A 15,546-nucleotide genomic window follows, 5' to 3' on the forward strand; every position below is an offset into this window, starting at 1 on the left:
GCCATCAGGCTCACGCGATGGCGCGGCTGGCCGCCAGACCTCGCATGAAGGCCTCGCAGCGCGCCAGCTGGTCCAGGCTCGCGTACTCATCCGGCTGGTGCGCCTGCGCGATGTGACCGGGCCCACACACCACGGTGGGAATCCCTGCGTTTTTGAACAAACCGGCTTCGGTGCCGAATGCCACCAGCGTCGTGCCCTTTTCACCGCTGAGGCGCTGCGCGAGGCGCGTCACCGGGTCGTCCACCGAGCCCAGAAAGCTGGGGATCTCACAGATCGTCTCGAAACGGAAGCCCGCATCGGGCGCCACGCGCTGCATCCCCGGCTCCAGCGCGCGCGCCTGGTCCAGCACGGCCTGCTGCATGGTCCGCACATCGGCGGTGGGCAGGTCGCGGAACTCGTAGCGGAACTCGGCATCGCGCGGCACCACGTTGTCGGCGATGCCGCCATGGAACTGGCCCACGCTGGCGGTGGAAAACGGCACGTCGAAACCCTCGTAGCGTGGCTCGTTGTCCTCAAAGCCCTCGGCCATGTCGCGGATCTTTCCGATCAACCGGGCAGCCATCTCGATCGCGTTGACCGACTGCGGCGTAAGTGAAGAATGCGCCTCCTTGCCGCGCACGCAGCAGCGGTAACGGTACACGCCCTTGTGGGCGATGGCCGGCACCATGCCGGTGGGCTCGCCGATGATGCAGGCCAGCGGCCGTATCCCCGCGTCGCGAAGGTCGGCGATCAGCTCGCGCACACCGAAGCAGCCGACCTCTTCGTCATAACTGAACGCGAAGTGGATGGCGAACGGCGCCGCGCTGTCCAGAAACGCCTGCGCGTTGGCCAGGGCCAGGGCGATGAAACTCTTCATGTCGGCCGACCCGCGGCCATACAGGCGCCCGTCCTGCACCGCAGCGGACAGGGGATCGACCGTCCAGTCCTGGCCGTCCCACGGCACAGTGTCGGTGTGGCCCGAAAGGATCACCCCTGCCGGCTTGCCTTCGCCGAGCGTGGCGAAAAGGTTGGCCTTGGTCTTGTCGGCATTGAAGGTCAACCGGCTGGTGACGCCGAGTGTGCGCAACGCGTCGCGCACAAAATGGATGAGCTCCAGGTTGGAGTTGGCGCTGACCGTGTTCATGCGAACCAGTTCCTGGGCGAGAGCGAGTGCTTGCGGGGAGATCATTCACGGATTTTCAGGGAAATCCCTGTGACGCGCAGGCGGCATGCACAAGGACCGCAGTCTGGCTAGACTGTGGTCATGAAAATCATCGACTCCCTCGTGACCGAAGCGGCCGGCATTGCCGCCATCCGCCGTGACATCCACGCGCACCCCGAACTCTGCTTCGAGGAACGGCGAACCGCCGATATCGTCGCAAGGAAACTGACCGAATGGGGCATCCCGATCCACCAGGGCCTGGGCAAGACGGGCGTCGTGGGCATCGTGCAAGGTCGCGATGGCGGCGCCTGCGGGCGTGCCGTGGGACTGCGGGCCGACATGGACGCCCTGCCGATGCAGGAGTTCAACACCTTCGACCACGCCAGCCGGCATGCGGGAAAGATGCACGCCTGCGGCCATGACGGCCACACCGCCATGCTGCTGGCTGCAGCGCAGCATTTCTCGAAGAATCGCCAATTCGACGGCACGGTGTACCTCATCTTCCAGCCGGCCGAGGAGGGCGGCGGCGGCGCCCGCGAGATGATCCGTGACGGTCTGTTCAAGCAGTTTCCGGTGGAAGCCGTCTTCGGCATGCACAACTGGCCCGGCGAAAAAGTGGGCAATTTCGCGATCGCGCCCGGTCCGGTGATGGCGTCGAGCAACGAGTTCAAGATCACCATCCGCGGCAAGGGCAGCCACGCAGCCCTCCCGCACAACGGCATCGACCCGGTGCCGATCGCCTGCCAGATGGTGCTGGGTTTCCAGACCATCATCAGCCGCAACAAGAAGCCGATCGACGCGGGCGTGGTCAGTGTGACCATGATCCACGCCGGCGAAGCCACCAACGTGGTGCCCGATTTCTGCGAGCTGCAAGGCACGGTGCGCACCTTCAGCATCGAGGTGCTCGACCTGATCGAAGCCCGCATGAAACAGATCGCCGAGCACACCTGCGCGGCCTATGACGCCACCTGCGAGTTCGAATTCGTGCGCAATTACCCGCCCACCATCAATTCCGCGCCCGAGGCAGAGTTTGCCCGCCAGGTGATGAACGACATCGTGGGGGCGGATCATGTGATGGTGCAGGAGCCGACCATGGGCGCCGAGGACTTCGCCTACATGCTGCAGGCCAAGCCCGGCGCTTACTGCTTCATCGCCAATGGCGACGGCAGTCACCGCGAGATGGGCCATGGCGCGGGACCTTGCATGCTGCACAACCCGAGCTACGACTTCAATGACGACCTGATCCCGCTGGGGGCCACCTACTGGGTGCGCCTGGCCGAGCAGTGGCTGGCTTCGCCGCGCCCCCACCGCAGCGGAGGTGCCGCATGATCCCCATCCCCGCCGCCTTCTCGGGCAGCTACGCCGAGGCGCGCACCAAGTTCCTGGAGGGCGCCGCTTCGCTGGGACTTCGCATCCACTCCCATCTGCATCCGCTGAAAGGGCGCGACGGCGAGACCCTGGCCATGGACGTGGTGCGTGACGGCCCCGCCGACGCCGACCGCCTGCTCATTGTCAGCAGCGCCTGCCATGGCGTGGAAGGCTATTGCGGCAGCGGCGTCCAGGTGGCCGCATTGGCTGACGCCGATTGGCGCGAAAAAGCCCGCGCCCAGGGCGTGGCCGTGCTCTACATTCACGCGTTGAACCCGTACGGTTTCTCGCACATCCGGCGCGTGACCCAGGAAAACGTGGATCTGAACCGCAACTTTCACGACTTTTCGCAGGTCCTGCCGGTCAATTCCGCGTACCGGGACGTGCAGCCGCTGCTGCTGCCCGAACACTGGCCGCCCGGACCGGAAAACCTGGCGGCAACTGCGGCTTTCATCGCCGAGCGCGGCATGCCGGCATTCCAGGCCGCCGTGTCCGGAGGCCAGCATGAATTTCCCGACGGCCTGTTTTTTGGCGGCACCGCGCCCACCTGGAGCAACCAGACTGTGCGCACCGTGCTGCGACAGCACGCGGCGGGCGTGAAGCGTCTGGGCTGGATCGATCTGCATACCGGGCTGGGTCCGAGCGGCCACGGCGAGCGCATCTTCGCGGCGCGTGACGATGCCGCCACGCTGGCGCGGGCGCGGGCCTGGTGGGGCGATGCGGTCACCTCGATGTACGACGGCTCGTCCACCTCGGCGCGCCTGACGGGCCTGATGTGCTTTGCTGCGTACGACGAATTCCCGCAGGCCGAATACACCGCGATCGCGATGGAATACGGCACCCAACCGCTTCCCGAGGTGATGGATGCGCTGCGCGGCGACCACTGGCTGCACCTGCACCCCGAGGCTTCGCCCGAGTTGGCCAGGCAGATCAAGCAGAGGATGATGGATGCCTTCTACACGGACACCGATGCCTGGAAGGGGCAGATCGTCAGCCAGGCGCGGCAGGCGATGTTCCAGGCGGTGGACGGCTTGAGTTCCTGATCTTCCTGGACGTTTCCCAGCGCCAGGAACGCACCCCCTTCAGTCCGCGCTCTGCTGCAGCGCCCACATGGAGGCGTAGCGACCCTGCCTCGCCAGCAGTTCGGCGTGCGTGCCGCGCTCGATGATGCGCCCGGCCTCCATCACCAGGATTTCGTGGGCATCCACCACCGTGGACAGCCGGTGCGCGATCACCAGGGTGGTCTTGTTCTGGGCCACGCTCTGCAGTTCGGTCTGGATGGCGCGTTCGTTGGCCGAGTCGAGCGCCGAGGTGGCCTCGTCGAAGATCAGGATCGGCGGGTTCTTCAGCAGGGTGCGGGCGATGGCCACGCGCTGCTTCTCGCCGCCGGAGAGCTTCAGGCCGCGCTCACCCACGATGGCATCGTAGCCCTTGGGCGTGGAGACGATGAAGTCGTGGATGTGCGCGGCGCGGGCGGCGGCCTCGACCTCGGCGCGGCTGGCGCCAGGGCGGCCGTAGGCGATGTTGTATTCCACCGTGTCGTTGAACAGCACCGTGTCCTGCGGCACGATGCCGATCGCCTGGCGCACGCTGGACTGTGTCACCACCCGGATGTCCTGCCCCGCGATCGAGATCTGACCCGTCTGTGCGTCATAGAAGCGGAACAGCAGCCGCGCCAGCGTCGACTTGCCCGAGCCCGACGGTCCGACCACCGCCACGGTCTGCCCGGCCGGAATCTCGAAGCTGATGTCGTGCAGGATGGGCCGCGCCGCGTCGTAGGCAAAGCTGACGTGGTCGAAGCGCACGCTGGCATCGACCGCGCCGGCCTGCGGTCCGCCCGCGCCGGACAAGGGCCGGATCACCAGGGGCAGTGCGCCGGGGGCATCCGCCACCTCGCGCTCCTTTTCCATCAGCGTGAACATCTTGTCCAGGTCGGTCAGGCTCTGCTTGATCTCGCGGTAGATCACGCCCAGGAAGTTCAGCGGGATGTAGAGCTGGATCATGAAGGCGTTGACCATGACCAGGTCGCCCAGCGTCATGCGCCCGTCCACCACGCCCTGCGTGGCGCGCCAGAGCATGGCCACCAGGCCCACGGCGATGATGAGCTGCTGGCCCAGGTTGAGCATGGACAGCGTGCTCTGTGCCTTCAACCGTGCGCGGCGCAGGCGCTCCAGGCTTTCGTCGTAGCGGCGCGCCTCGAAGCCTTCGTTGTTGAAGTACTTGACCGTCTCGTAGTTCAGCAGCGAGTCCACCGCCTTGGTGTGCGCCGCCGAATCGAACTCGTTGGCCTGGCGGCGAAATTTCGTGCGCCACTCGGTGACCCAGACCGTGAAGGCGATGTAGAGCGCCAGCGCGGCCAGCGTGATCCATGCAAACCAGGCATCGAACTTCACGCCCAGGATGGTCAGCACCATCACCACCTCGATCAGCGTGGGCACGATGCTGAACAGCGAGTACGAGATCAGCGACTCGATGCCGCGCACGCCGCGCTCGATGTCGCGCGTCATGCCGCCGGTCTGGCGCTCCAGGTGAAAGCGAAGGCTCAGAGCGTGAAGGTGCTGGAAGGTCTCCAGCGCGATGCTGCGGGCCGCGCCCTGCGTGGCCTTGGCAAACACCAGTTCGCGCAGCTCGGTGAACAGCGTGGTGCACAGGCGCAGCCCACCATAGGCCAGCAGCAGGCCCACCGGCACCACCAGAAGGGCGGCCGTTGCCGGATTCATGCCCGGTGTCATGGCATCGACCAGTTGCTTGAGCAGCAACGGAACACCCACGTTGGCGAGCTTGGCGCCCACCATGAAGGCGAGCGCGACCATCACCCGCCACTTGTAGCGCCAGAGGTAAGGGAAGAGGCGGCGCAGCGTGCCCCAGTCGGAGCGCGGGGCGCCGGTCGGCGCAAGGGGGGAAGGCGGCTGATCGCCGAATCGACGCATGGGGGACAATCTCACAATGTTGGAGACCGCACTGGCCCACTTTGGCGGGCGGCGGTCTTTGCGTCCATTATCAAACGATCCTGCCTGTGACCATGTCTTCCGCCTCCAGCCCCGCCGCATCGTCCGCCATTCCGTCCAACCCGGCGCGCGTGATCGCCCCCCGGGTGCCGCTTCCTACTGACAAGGAACTGGTGCTCAAGGTCGTGCCGATGCCGGCCGACTGCAACGCCAACGGCGACATCTTCGGCGGCTGGGTCATGGCGCAGGTGGACATTGCCGGTTCGATCGTCCCGGCGCGTTACGTGCGCGGGCGCATGGCCACAGTGGCGGTCAACGAGTTCATCTTCAAGCAGCCGGTGCGCGTGGGGGACATCCTGTCGTTCTTCGGCGGCGTGACCCGCATCGGCCGCACCTCGATCACGGTGCAGGTGGAGGTCTATGCCGAGCGCTACGACACGCAGGGCCACTACATCAAGGTGACCGAAGCGTCGCTGACCTACGTGGCCATCGATGACCAGGGCCGGCCCCGGCCGATCGAGCGGCCTGAGCCCTGATCCTGTTGCTCGCCCGCTGGCAGGGCGCACCACCTGCCGCACCATCCGGCGAATCGGCGCGCGAAAAATCACTTTTCAATAGCAGGTTATGACCATTCCGCGCTGGGATCGTGCCTGTCTGGATCAAAATTTTCCATGCCGACCCTCGCCAGCGGCAAAACGGGCCGCGCCGGCCAGCGCATCGTCCAGGCAGGCCCGCCCGGCGGCCCACTCCTGTTGCAGCGCCGCTGCCAATGGCAGGCCCGCCTGACGGTAGGCGCTCAGGCGGTCGGCATTCATCGTCGCCTGCGGAAAGCCCGCCAGCTGCCGCGCCAAGGTCAGCGCCGTCTCCAGTGCCCCGCCGAGTGGCGTCACGCGGTTGCACAGGCCGATGCGAAGCGCCTCCTCGGCCTCGATCTTGCGCCCGGTCAGGATCAGGTCCATCGCATGGCCCATGCCGATCAGGCGCGGCAGACGCACGGTGCCGCCATCGATCAGCGGCACACCGAAGCGCCGGCAGTAGACCCCGAAATAGGCATCGGCCTCCATCACGCGCAGGTCGCACCACAAGGCCAGCTCCATGCCGCCGGCCACCGCCGCGCCACTGACGGCGGCAATCACCGGCTTGGACAGCAACAGGCGTGATGGACCCATCGGACCCAGCGGGCGTTCGGCATCCGGCGCCCAGTCCAGGTGGGTCAGGGCCTTTCCGTCAACCCCCGCGGCATGCAGCCGGGCACCGGCCTGAAGGTCCCAGCCGGCGCAGAAGTGGCCGTGCGCGCCATGGAAAACAGCCACACAACTCGCAGGGTCATCGTCAAAAGCGAGGAAGGCCGCATGCAGGTCACGGGCCGTGTCGGCATCCACGGCGTTGCGGACTTCGGGCCGGTTCAAGGTGACGACGGTGATGCCGTCGATGCATTCGGAGGTGACGCTCGGGTTCATGCGGCGATCACACATGAGCCGGTCGCGACAGGCTATGGGGAACAACCCTAAGCGCCGTTGCGCGATCCACCGGTATAACCGCGCAACGCTTCAGGAGGCACTGTGCAGTTTCTTCAATTGGTCATCAGCGGCATCGCGATCGGATGCATCTACGGCCTGATTGCGCTCGGTTTCGTGCTGATCTACAAGGCCACTGAGACCGTGAGCTTCGCCCAGGGCGATCTGATGATGCTGGGTGCTTTCGGCGGCCTGGCCGGCATGACGATGCTGGGCTTTCCGTTCTGGGCGGCGGTGATCGCCGCCATCATTGCCATGGGCCTTTTCGGTGTGCTGCTGGAGCGCATCGTGATCCGGCCGATCCTGGGTCAGCCGGCTTTCTCCATAGTCATGCTGACCATCGGCATCGCCTACGTGGCGCGCGGCCTCATCACCATGATCCCCAACATCGGCACCGAGACCCACACCCTGCCCGTGCCCTACAAGGACCAGATCTGGAAGCTCGGCGCGCTGGTGCTCAACGTGGAGCAGATGGTGGTGATTGCCGCGACGGCCGTGCTGTGCGCCGGGCTGTTTGCGATGTTCCGCTACAGCAAGCTCGGCATGGCGATGCAGGCCTCGTCGCAGAACCAGCTCGCCGCCTATTACATGGGCATTCCGGTCAAGACGCTCAATGGCCTGGTATGGGGTCTGGCCGCCGCCGTGGCCGCTATCGCCGGCCTGCTGCTGGCGCCCATCACCTTCGTGCACGCCAACATGGGTTTCATCGGCCTGAAGGCCTTCCCCGCGGCGGTGGTCGGCGGCTTCACCAGCTTGCCGGGCGCCATTGTCGGCGGCCTGATCATCGGCATCGTGGAATCCCTCTCCGGCTTCTACCTCCCCGCCGGGTTCAAGGACACTGCGCCCTATGTGGTGGTGCTGATCATGCTGATGGTCAAGCCCAACGGCCTGTTCGGCGAAAAACTCAGGAAGAAAGTCTGATGCGTTTCATTTTCAAGACCAGCTACGCCCAGGACATCAACCTGGCCAAGCATGGCGGACACGTCTTCTGGTACGGACTGCTCGCCCTGCTGCTGCTGGGGGCGCCGTGGCTGTTTGCCGAGTACTGGCTCGCCCAGATGACGTTCATCCTGATTTATGCCATCGTGGGCCTCGGGCTGATGCTGCTGGCCGGCTTCACCGGACAGTTTTCCCTGGGTCACGCGGCCTTTCTCGGCGTCGGTGCCTACACGCAGGCGGTGCTGACCAACGCCGGCGTGCCGTTCCCGCTGGCCCTGCTCTGCGCCGCCGGCCTGTCGGCGACGGTGGGCGTCGTGGTGGGCCTGCCGGCGCTGCGAGTCAAGGGCATTTATCTGGGCATGGCCACCTTGTCCTTCGGCTTCATCGTCGAGGAAGTGCTGGCACGCTGGGAAAAGGTCACCGGCGGCAATGCCGGCATCCACATCAAGGCGCCCGACCTGTTCGGCTGGAAGGTGGATAGCGGCGAAGGCTTCTACTACCTGTGCCTGTTCATCACCGTGGCGGCCACCCTGGGCATCCTGAACCTGCTGCGCTCGTCCACCGGGCGCGCCTTCGTGGCCATCCGCGACTCGGAAATCTCTGCCCAGAGCATGGGCATCCACCTGGCGCGCTACAAGACGCTGTCGTTCGCGCTGTCGGCGGCGCTGGCCGGCGTGGGCGGCGCGCTGTATGCGCACAAACTACAGTTCATCTCGCCCGACCAGTTCAACATCATCCAGTCGATCGACCTGCTGCTGATGGTGGTGATCGGCGGGCTGGGCTCGGTGCACGGTGCCTTCCTGGGCGCCATCTTCCTGATCACCATGCCGCAGGTGATCTCCCTGACCAAGGACTACCTCCCTGCCGCGGTCGGACAGGCGCCCGGCCTGCAGGCCGTGGTCTACGGCGTGGTGCTGGTGGCGTTCGTGCTGTTCGAGCCGCTGGGCCTGTACGGCCGCTGGCTCAAGGTGCGCGCCTGGTTCCAGCTGTTCCCGTTCTACCGCCAGGGCATGTTCAAGCGGCAGAAGTCCTTCCAGAAATCCGATAGGCTGAAATGAGCGCGGCACCGATGAACGACACCCTGCTGTCGGCACAAAATCTGAGCGTGCGCTTTGGCGGCGTGCTGGCAGTCAACAATGTGAGCTTCGATGTGAGGCCTGGCGAGGTGTTCACGCTGATCGGGCCCAACGGCGCCGGCAAGACCACCGTGTTCAACCTCATCAGCCGCATCTACACCCCGACCGCCGGCGAGATCACCTATCTCGGACCGCAGGGGCCTCTCAAGCTCACCGAACAGCCCCCGCACGCGATTGCCTCGCTGGGCATTGCGCGCACCTTCCAGAACATCGAGCTGTTCGAGCACGCCACGGTGCTGCACAACCTGCTGATCGGGCGTCACACCCACCGCAAGACCGGTTTCTGGAGCGAACTGTTCTTCACGCCCGCCACGCGGGCGGCCGAGCTTGAGGCGCGCGAAAAGGCGGAGCAGGTCATCGACTTCCTCGACCTTCAGCACTACCGGGACACGCTCGTTGCCGGCCTGCCCTATGGCGTGCGCAAGGTGGTGGAAATGGCCCGAGCGCTGTGTACCGAACCCAAGCTGCTGCTGCTGGACGAACCCTCCTCCGGCCTGAACGTGGAAGAGACCGACGACATGGCCTTCTGGATTGCCGACATCAAGAACGACCTGGGCATCACCGTGCTGATGGTCGAACACGACATGACGCTGGTCTCCAAGGTGTCCGACCGGGTGCTGGCCATGAACCAGGGCGAGGTGCTCGCCATGGGCACGCCGCGCGAAGTGCAGAACGACCCGGGCGTGATCGAGGCCTATCTGGGATCGATCGACGATGTGTCCTCGCTGCGGAGGCCCGCATGAGTGCAGCGCCCCCATCCACCGCCGCCGGCGACGCGCCGGTGCTGAAACTGCTCAACGTCGAAAGCGCCTACGGCCCGATCAAGGCGATTCGTGGGGTCAGCCTGAAGGTGCGCCGTGGCGAGATCGCCACCGTGCTCGGCTCCAACGGCGCGGGCAAGACCACGATCCTGAAAACCATCTCCGGCATCATCGACCCCCGCAAGGGTTCGATCGAGTTCAAGGGCCAGGACATTACCGCCCGCGACCCGGCCTTCATCGTGCAGCAGGGCCTGAGCCACGTGCCCGAAGGCCGCGAGGTGTTTCCCCTGCTGAGCGTGCACGACAACCTGCTCATGGGCGCCTACACCCGCAAGGACCGCGATGGCGTGGCGCGCGACATGGAGGCGGTCTACGGCTATTTCCCGATCCTGAAGGAGCGCACCGCGCAGGACGCCGGCCTGCTTTCCGGCGGCCAGCAGCAGATGCTTTCGATCTCGCGGGCGATCATGGCCGCGCCCGACCTGATCCTGCTCGACGAGCCCAGCCTGGGCCTGTCCCCGAAGCTCACCAAGGAGATCTTCGAGATCGTGGTGCGCATCAACCGCGAACGCGGCACCACCATCCTGCTGGTCGAGCAGAACGCGAACATGGCGCTCAACGCCGCGGACTACGGCTACGTGCTGGAGAACGGCCGCATCGTGATGGAAGACACCTGCGCCCACCTTCGCGAGAAGGAGGACATCAAGGAGTTCTACCTGGGCATGAAGGAAACCGGCATGCGCGGTGAGCGGCGCTGGAAAAAGAAAAAGAACTGGAGATAGGCCGGCATGAGCAATCTTTGGGACCTGTCACAGATTCAGCCCCGCACCGACCTCGTGGTGCCGGGCGACACCATCTCGGCGATGTTCTGGAACGCCGTCGAGCAGCGCGGACCCAACGTGTGGATGCGCCAGAAAGAGCTCGGCATCTGGCGCAACTGGACCTGGCAGCAGACCGCCGAGGCCGTGCGCGAGATCGCCGGCGGCCTCATGAGCCTGGGCTTCAAGCCGCAGGAGACGGCCTCGATCCTGTCCAACACCGTGATCGAGTGGGTGCTGGCCGACCTGGCGGTGCTCAGCTGCGGCGGTGTCTCCAATGGCATCTACCCCACCGATGCGGCCAGCCAGGTGCACTACCTGTGCGAGGACTCGCGCACCACGGTGTTGTTCGTCGAAGACGACGAGCAGCTCGACAAGGCGCTCGAGGTGCGCGAGCAGCTGCCGATGCTGCGCAAGATCGTCGTGTTCGACATGGAAGGCCTGCACAAGCTGGACGACCCCGGTGTTCTCAGCCTGGCGAAGCTGCGCGAACTGGGCCGCGAATTCAACGCGCTGCACGCCGATGCACTGATGCAGCGCGTCAAGGCCTGCAAGCCCGAAGACCTGGCGATCCTGGTCTACACCTCGGGCACCACTGGCAAGCCCAAGGGCGCGATGCACACCCATGGTGGCCTGGTCTATACGGTGCGCGGCTACAACACGCTGATCGCGCGCACCGAGGCCGACGAGTGCATGTGCTTCCTGCCCTTGTGCCACATCGCCGAGCGCATGGGCGGCGAGTACTTCTCGCTCTACACCGGCGCCAGGCTCAACTTTGTGGAGAACCCCGAGACCGTGCCCGAGAACGTGCGCGAGATCGCGCCCACCGTGTTCACGGCGGTTCCGCGGGTCTGGGAGAAGTTCTATTCCGGGGTGATGATCACGCTCAAGGAAGCCAGTCCCCTGCAGCGCGCCACCTATGCCTGGGCCATCGGTGTGGGCAAGCAGATCGCGGACCTGGTGCTGGCCGGCCAGACCGTCAGCGGTGGCTTGAAGGCGCAGTTCACGCTGGCGCGCTGGCTGGCGCTGAACAACGTGCGCAAACTCATCGGCATTCACCGCGCGCGCTTCCTGGTCACGGGAGCGGCGCCGATTTCGCCGGAACTGGTCAAGTGGTACCTGGCGCTGGGCGTACCCATGCTGGAAGTGTGGGGCATGACCGAGACCTGCGGCGCCTCCACCGGCGTGCCGGCTGCGCGCATCAAGCCCGGCTCGATCGGCCCGGCCGCGGAGTTCAACGAAGTGAAGATCGATCCGGCCACGGGCGAGATCCTGGTGCGCGGCCCCAACGTGTTTGCCGGCTACCTGAACCTGCCGGAGAAAACCGCCGAAACCATCGACGCCGACGGCTGGCTGCACACCGGCGATGTCGGGCTGATGGACGAGGACGGCTACTTCAGGATCACCGACCGGATGAAGGACATCATCATCACGGCCGGCGGCAAGAACATCACGCCCAGCGAGTTGGAAAACGAGCTCAAGTTCTCGCCTTATGTGACGGATGCGGTCGTCATCGGCGACAAGCGGCCCTACCTGACCGTGATCATCATGATCGACCAGGAGAACGTCGAAAAATACGCGCAGGACCACGACGTGCCGTTCTCCAACTACAGCAGCCTGACGCGCTCGCTCGAAGTCCAGGCGCTGATCCAGGGCGTGATCGACGACGTGAACAAGAAGTTCGCCCGCGTCGAGCAGATCAAGAAGTTCTTCCTGCTCGAAACCCAGCTGAGCGCCGAAGACGAGGAACTCACCCCGACCATGAAACTCAAACGCAAGCTGGTCGAGAAGAAATACGCCGAGCAGATTGAGGCCATGTACCGCTAAACCCAACAGGAGACACACGATGAAAAAAACGTTTTCCAAATTCCAGGCGCTGATTCCTGCCGCGCTCGCCGCCGCGGCGCTGTGGACGCTGGCCAGCCCGGCCGCAGCCCAGCAGGGCGTCAGCAAGGACGAAATCCTTGTCGGCACAATCCAGGACCTGTCCGGCCCGCTGGCCGGCTACGGGAAGCAGGCGCGCAACGGCCTGCAACTGCGGGTGGACGAGATCAACGAGCAGGGCGGCATCCACGGCCGCAAGATCAAGCTGCTGGTCGAAGACTCGGGCTATGACCCGAAGAAGGCCGTGCTGGCCGCCCAGAAGCTGGTGAACCAGGACAAGATCTTCATCATGGCCGGCCACATCGGCACGGCGCAGAACAATGCGGCCATGCCGGTGCAGTTCGAGAAGAAGATCGTCAACTTCATGCCCCTCACCGCCGCACGCGAGATGTACGAGCCGCTGAACCCGCTCAAGTTCGCCATGCTCAGCGCGTACTACGACCAGATGCGCATCGCCGTGCCTCGCATGGTCAAGGAAAAGAACGCCAAGAAGGTCTGTGCGATCTACCAGGACGACGAGTTCGGACTGGAAGTGCTGCGCGGCGCCGAAGCCGGCATGAAGACGATCAACATGGAACTGGTCGAAAAGACCTCGTTCAAGCGCGGCGCCACCGACTTCTCCTCGCAGGTGGCCCGCATGAAGGGCGCGGGCTGCGACATGGTGGTGCTGGGCACCATCATCCGCGAGACCATCGGCACCATCGCCGAATCGCGCAAGACCAGCTTCAACCCGGTGTTCCTGGGCTCCGTGGCCGCCTACACCGACCTGATCCACAAGCTCGGCGGCAAGGCCATGGACGGCATGTACGCCACCATGACCGTCCAGAATCCCTACCTCGACGAGGCCTCGCAGCCGCTGCGCTTCTGGGCCAACAAGTACAAGACCAAGTTCAACGAAGACCCGACCGTGTTCTCGGCCTACGGCTACGTCATCATGGACCTGTTCATCCGCGCTGCGCAGAAGGCCGGCCCCGGGCTGAGCACCGACAGCTTCGTCAAGTCCATGGACACCATGACCGTGCCGCCGGACATCTTCGGCACGCCGGAACAGAAGTTCACGCCGACCAAACACCTGGGCAGCGACGCTTCGCGCCTGTCGCAGTTGCAGGATGGCAAGTGGAAGGTCGTGTCCGACTACTTCAAGTAAGCACCGGCCCGGAACGCCGGAGCGCACTAGGGAAAGTGCGGGTCCGCCGCGACGGGGAGCGGTCTATAACCACAGACTTCCCACTACAGGAGACAAGGCACCATGAAATTCCGAATCCTTCCGGCGGCTGCGGCGCTGGCGCTGGCCAGCACCGGCGCGCTGGCCCAGAACTCGAACCAGGGCGTGTCCAAGACGGAGATCACGCTCGGCTCCATCCAGGATCTTTCGGGTCCGATTGCCGGCTTCGGCAAGCAGGTGCGACTGGGCATGATGCTGCGCGTGGACGAGGTCAACGAGCAGGGCGGCATCCATGGCCGCAAGATCGTGCTCAAGGTCGAGGATTCCGCCTATGACCCGAAGAAGGCCGTACTGGCTGCGCAGAAGCTGGTGAACCAGGACAAGATCTTCGCGATGGTCGGCCACATCGGCACGGCGCAGAACCTGGCCACCTTCCCGGTGCTGTTCGAGAAGAACATCATCAACTTCTTCCCGGTCACGGCCGCGCGCGAAATGTACGAGCCGTTCAACCGGCTCAAGTACTCCTTCGCCGCCACCTACTTCGACCAGATGCGGCTGGCCACGCCCAAACTGGTCAAGGAAAAGAGCGCGAAGAAGGTCTGCGCCATGTACCAGGACGACGAGTTCGGGCTGGAAGTGCTGCGCGGCGCCGAGGAGGGCCTGAAGGACATCGGCATGACCATGGCCGAGAAGACCAGCTACAAGCGCGGCGCCACCGATTTCTCGTCGCAGGTGGCCAAGATGAAAGCCTCCGGCTGCGACATGGTCGTGCTGGGCACCATCATCCGCGAGACCATTGGTGCCATCGGCGAATCGCGCAAGACCGGATTCAACCCCGTCTTCCTGGGCTCCAGCGCCGCCTACACCGACCTGATCCACAAGCTGGGCGGCAAGGCGATGGATGGGTTGTATGCCACCATGACCGTGCAGAACCCCTACACCGACGAGACCTCGCAACCGATCCGGTTCTGGGCCAACAAGTACAAGACCAAGTTCAACGAAGACCCCACCGTGTTCTCGGTCTATGGCTACGACCTGATCGACGCCTTCCTTCAGGCGGCCCAGAAGGCCGGGCCGAACCTGAGCACCGACAGCTTCATCAAGACCATGGACACGATGAAGATCCCGCCGGACATCTTCGGCAGCGCCGAGCTGACCTTTTCGCCCACCAAGCGACTGGGCAGCAACGCAACCCGCCTGTCCCAGCTGCAGGATGCCCGCTGGAAGGTCGTGTCGGAGTACATGTCGATCAAGTGATCCGCCGCTGACCTGCCAGAAGGCCGCCCTCGGGCGGCTTTTTTGCATCTATGACCACAAAAATGACCACTTCCCAGCGTCAAATGGTCATTTCAAGCTATGCTAACGATAGCGGATCAGGACACGATGTAAGCACCCGCTCCGGTTGAAAGCAGCTTTCCGTCAGCCGCGCGGAACTCCATACGGGTCGAGGCCACGCGCGAGCCCAGGCGCAGCACCTCGGCGCGCAGCTCGAAATACTCGCTGATGCCGGGGCGCAGGTAGTCGATGCGCAGGTCGATGGTGCCGAGCTTGGAGAAGCGGTGCAGGCGCTGCAGCGGCGACTCGTCCATGTGGCGCGCGCCGATGGCGGCCATCGCGGCCAGGCCGCCCATCGCATCCAGGCCGGCACTGATCACGCCCCCATGGATCCGGTTGAAGCTGAAATGGCCGACAAGCTCAGGACGCATGTCGATACGCCCGGTCACCAGCGCAGGCGCCAGGCTGGTGATCTTCAGGCCCAGCACCTGATTGAAGACGATCTTTTCCTCGAAGATGGCCTTCAGGCCGGTGATGAACTCCGGTTCGAATTCGCTGACTGAGATGAGTGATTTGGGCATGGGCTCGATTGTG

General features: G+C 64.8%; 14 protein-coding genes. 10 read left to right on the plus strand and 4 right to left on the minus strand.

Annotation, left to right across the window (positions count from 1 at the left end):
• Positions 1 to 10: 10 nt before the first annotated feature.
• On the minus strand, positions 11 to 1,168 hold the full coding sequence (gene argE, locus ACMUOY_RS05150) for an acetylornithine deacetylase (protein WP_413891625.1): 1,158 nt from the start codon (positions 1,166 to 1,168) through the stop codon (positions 11 to 13).
• A gap of 75 nt (positions 1,169 to 1,243) precedes the next feature.
• Here argE and ACMUOY_RS05155 point away from each other — a divergent pair, with 75 nt between their 5' ends.
• Positions 1,244 to 2,470, plus strand: coding sequence for a M20 aminoacylase family protein (locus ACMUOY_RS05155; protein WP_413891626.1), 1,227 nt, complete (start codon positions 1,244 to 1,246; stop codon positions 2,468 to 2,470).
• Positions 2,467 to 3,552 (plus strand): M14 family metallopeptidase, encoded by a 1,086-nt coding sequence (locus ACMUOY_RS05160; RefSeq protein WP_413891627.1) that lies wholly within the window; start codon positions 2,467 to 2,469, stop codon positions 3,550 to 3,552. The genes ACMUOY_RS05155 and ACMUOY_RS05160 overlap by 4 nt, the downstream gene beginning before the upstream one ends.
• A 39-nt stretch (positions 3,553 to 3,591) precedes the next feature.
• Here the strand turns inward: ACMUOY_RS05160 and ACMUOY_RS05165 are convergent, their stop codons facing one another.
• Positions 3,592 to 5,439 (minus strand): ABCB family ABC transporter ATP-binding protein/permease, encoded by a 1,848-nt coding sequence (locus ACMUOY_RS05165; protein WP_413891628.1) that lies wholly within the window; start codon positions 5,437 to 5,439, stop codon positions 3,592 to 3,594.
• A 92-nt stretch (positions 5,440 to 5,531) separates the two neighbouring features.
• On the opposite strand from ACMUOY_RS05165, the gene ACMUOY_RS05170 reads away from it, so the two are divergent.
• Complete coding sequence (locus tag ACMUOY_RS05170; RefSeq protein ID WP_413891629.1) at positions 5,532 to 5,993, plus strand: acyl-CoA thioesterase; 462 nt, start codon at positions 5,532 to 5,534, stop codon at positions 5,991 to 5,993.
• Between the two features lie 123 nt (positions 5,994 to 6,116).
• Here the strand turns inward: ACMUOY_RS05170 and ACMUOY_RS05175 are convergent, their stop codons facing one another.
• A complete protein-coding gene (locus ACMUOY_RS05175) occupies positions 6,117 to 6,917 on the minus strand; it encodes a crotonase/enoyl-CoA hydratase family protein (protein ID WP_413891630.1) in 801 nt (266 codons plus the stop codon).
• A gap of 102 nt (positions 6,918 to 7,019) precedes the next feature.
• Between ACMUOY_RS05175 and ACMUOY_RS05180 the strand changes: the two genes are divergently transcribed.
• The 7 genes from ACMUOY_RS05180 (at position 7,020) to ACMUOY_RS05210 (ending at position 14,934) form a co-directional block, all read left to right on the plus strand.
• Positions 7,020 to 7,895: a branched-chain amino acid ABC transporter permease gene (locus ACMUOY_RS05180; protein ID WP_413891631.1), complete on the plus strand. Its 876-nt coding sequence runs from the start codon at positions 7,020 to 7,022 to the stop codon at positions 7,893 to 7,895.
• A complete protein-coding gene (locus tag ACMUOY_RS05185) occupies positions 7,895 to 8,971 on the plus strand; it encodes a branched-chain amino acid ABC transporter permease (RefSeq protein ID WP_413891632.1) in 1,077 nt (358 codons plus the stop codon). Before ACMUOY_RS05180 ends, ACMUOY_RS05185 begins: the two co-directional genes overlap by 1 nt.
• 11 nt (positions 8,972 to 8,982) lie before the next feature.
• Positions 8,983 to 9,792 (plus strand): ABC transporter ATP-binding protein, encoded by an 810-nt coding sequence (locus tag ACMUOY_RS05190; RefSeq protein WP_413891633.1) that lies wholly within the window; start codon positions 8,983 to 8,985, stop codon positions 9,790 to 9,792.
• Positions 9,789 to 10,592: an ABC transporter ATP-binding protein gene (locus tag ACMUOY_RS05195; protein ID WP_413891634.1), complete on the plus strand. Its 804-nt coding sequence runs from the start codon at positions 9,789 to 9,791 to the stop codon at positions 10,590 to 10,592. The genes ACMUOY_RS05190 and ACMUOY_RS05195 overlap by 4 nt, the downstream gene beginning before the upstream one ends.
• Positions 10,593 to 10,598: 6 nt before the next feature.
• Positions 10,599 to 12,455, plus strand: a complete 1,857-nt coding sequence (locus tag ACMUOY_RS05200) for an AMP-dependent synthetase/ligase (RefSeq protein ID WP_413891635.1) — start codon at positions 10,599 to 10,601, stop codon at positions 12,453 to 12,455.
• Positions 12,456 to 12,474: 19 nt separating this feature from the next.
• Positions 12,475 to 13,659 carry an ABC transporter substrate-binding protein gene (locus ACMUOY_RS05205; protein ID WP_413891636.1) on the plus strand — a complete coding sequence of 395 codons (1,185 nt, stop codon included), beginning with the start codon at positions 12,475 to 12,477 and terminating at the stop codon, positions 13,657 to 13,659.
• A 102-nt stretch (positions 13,660 to 13,761) separates the two neighbouring features.
• Positions 13,762 to 14,934, plus strand: a complete 1,173-nt coding sequence (locus tag ACMUOY_RS05210) for an ABC transporter substrate-binding protein (RefSeq protein ID WP_413891637.1) — start codon at positions 13,762 to 13,764, stop codon at positions 14,932 to 14,934.
• Between the two features lie 116 nt (positions 14,935 to 15,050).
• Here ACMUOY_RS05210 and ACMUOY_RS05215 read toward each other — a convergent pair whose 3' ends face one another.
• A complete protein-coding gene (locus tag ACMUOY_RS05215; protein ID WP_413891638.1) occupies positions 15,051 to 15,533 on the minus strand; it encodes a thioesterase family protein in 483 nt (160 codons plus the stop codon).
• Positions 15,534 to 15,546: the final 13 nt, after the last annotated feature.

Origin of the sequence: Candidatus Skiveiella danica, from assembly GCF_022705245.1 — a bacterium.
GTDB lineage: Bacteria > Pseudomonadota > Gammaproteobacteria > Burkholderiales > Burkholderiaceae_C > Skiveiella > Skiveiella danica.

Coding starts and splice junctions, on each gene's coding strand:
- ACMUOY_RS05205 (WP_413891636.1), top strand. CDS start 12,475: ATGAAAAAAACGTTTTCCAAATTCCAGGCGCTGATTCCTGCCGCGCTC.
- ACMUOY_RS05170 (WP_413891629.1), top strand. CDS start 5,532: ATGTCTTCCGCCTCCAGCCCCGCCGCATCGTCCGCCATTCCGTCCAAC.
- ACMUOY_RS05185 (WP_413891632.1), top strand. CDS start 7,895: ATGCGTTTCATTTTCAAGACCAGCTACGCCCAGGACATCAACCTGGCC.
- argE (WP_413891625.1), bottom strand. CDS start 1,168: ATGATCTCCCCGCAAGCACTCGCTCTCGCCCAGGAACTGGTTCGCATG.
- ACMUOY_RS05200 (WP_413891635.1), top strand. CDS start 10,599: ATGAGCAATCTTTGGGACCTGTCACAGATTCAGCCCCGCACCGACCTC.
- ACMUOY_RS05210 (WP_413891637.1), top strand. CDS start 13,762: ATGAAATTCCGAATCCTTCCGGCGGCTGCGGCGCTGGCGCTGGCCAGC.
- ACMUOY_RS05175 (WP_413891630.1), bottom strand. CDS start 6,917: ATGAACCCGAGCGTCACCTCCGAATGCATCGACGGCATCACCGTCGTC.
- ACMUOY_RS05165 (WP_413891628.1), bottom strand. CDS start 5,439: ATGCGTCGATTCGGCGATCAGCCGCCTTCCCCCCTTGCGCCGACCGGC.
- ACMUOY_RS05190 (WP_413891633.1), top strand. CDS start 8,983: ATGAACGACACCCTGCTGTCGGCACAAAATCTGAGCGTGCGCTTTGGC.
- ACMUOY_RS05195 (WP_413891634.1), top strand. CDS start 9,789: ATGAGTGCAGCGCCCCCATCCACCGCCGCCGGCGACGCGCCGGTGCTG.
- ACMUOY_RS05160 (WP_413891627.1), top strand. CDS start 2,467: ATGATCCCCATCCCCGCCGCCTTCTCGGGCAGCTACGCCGAGGCGCGC.
- ACMUOY_RS05155 (WP_413891626.1), top strand. CDS start 1,244: ATGAAAATCATCGACTCCCTCGTGACCGAAGCGGCCGGCATTGCCGCC.
- ACMUOY_RS05215 (WP_413891638.1), bottom strand. CDS start 15,533: ATGCCCAAATCACTCATCTCAGTCAGCGAATTCGAACCGGAGTTCATC.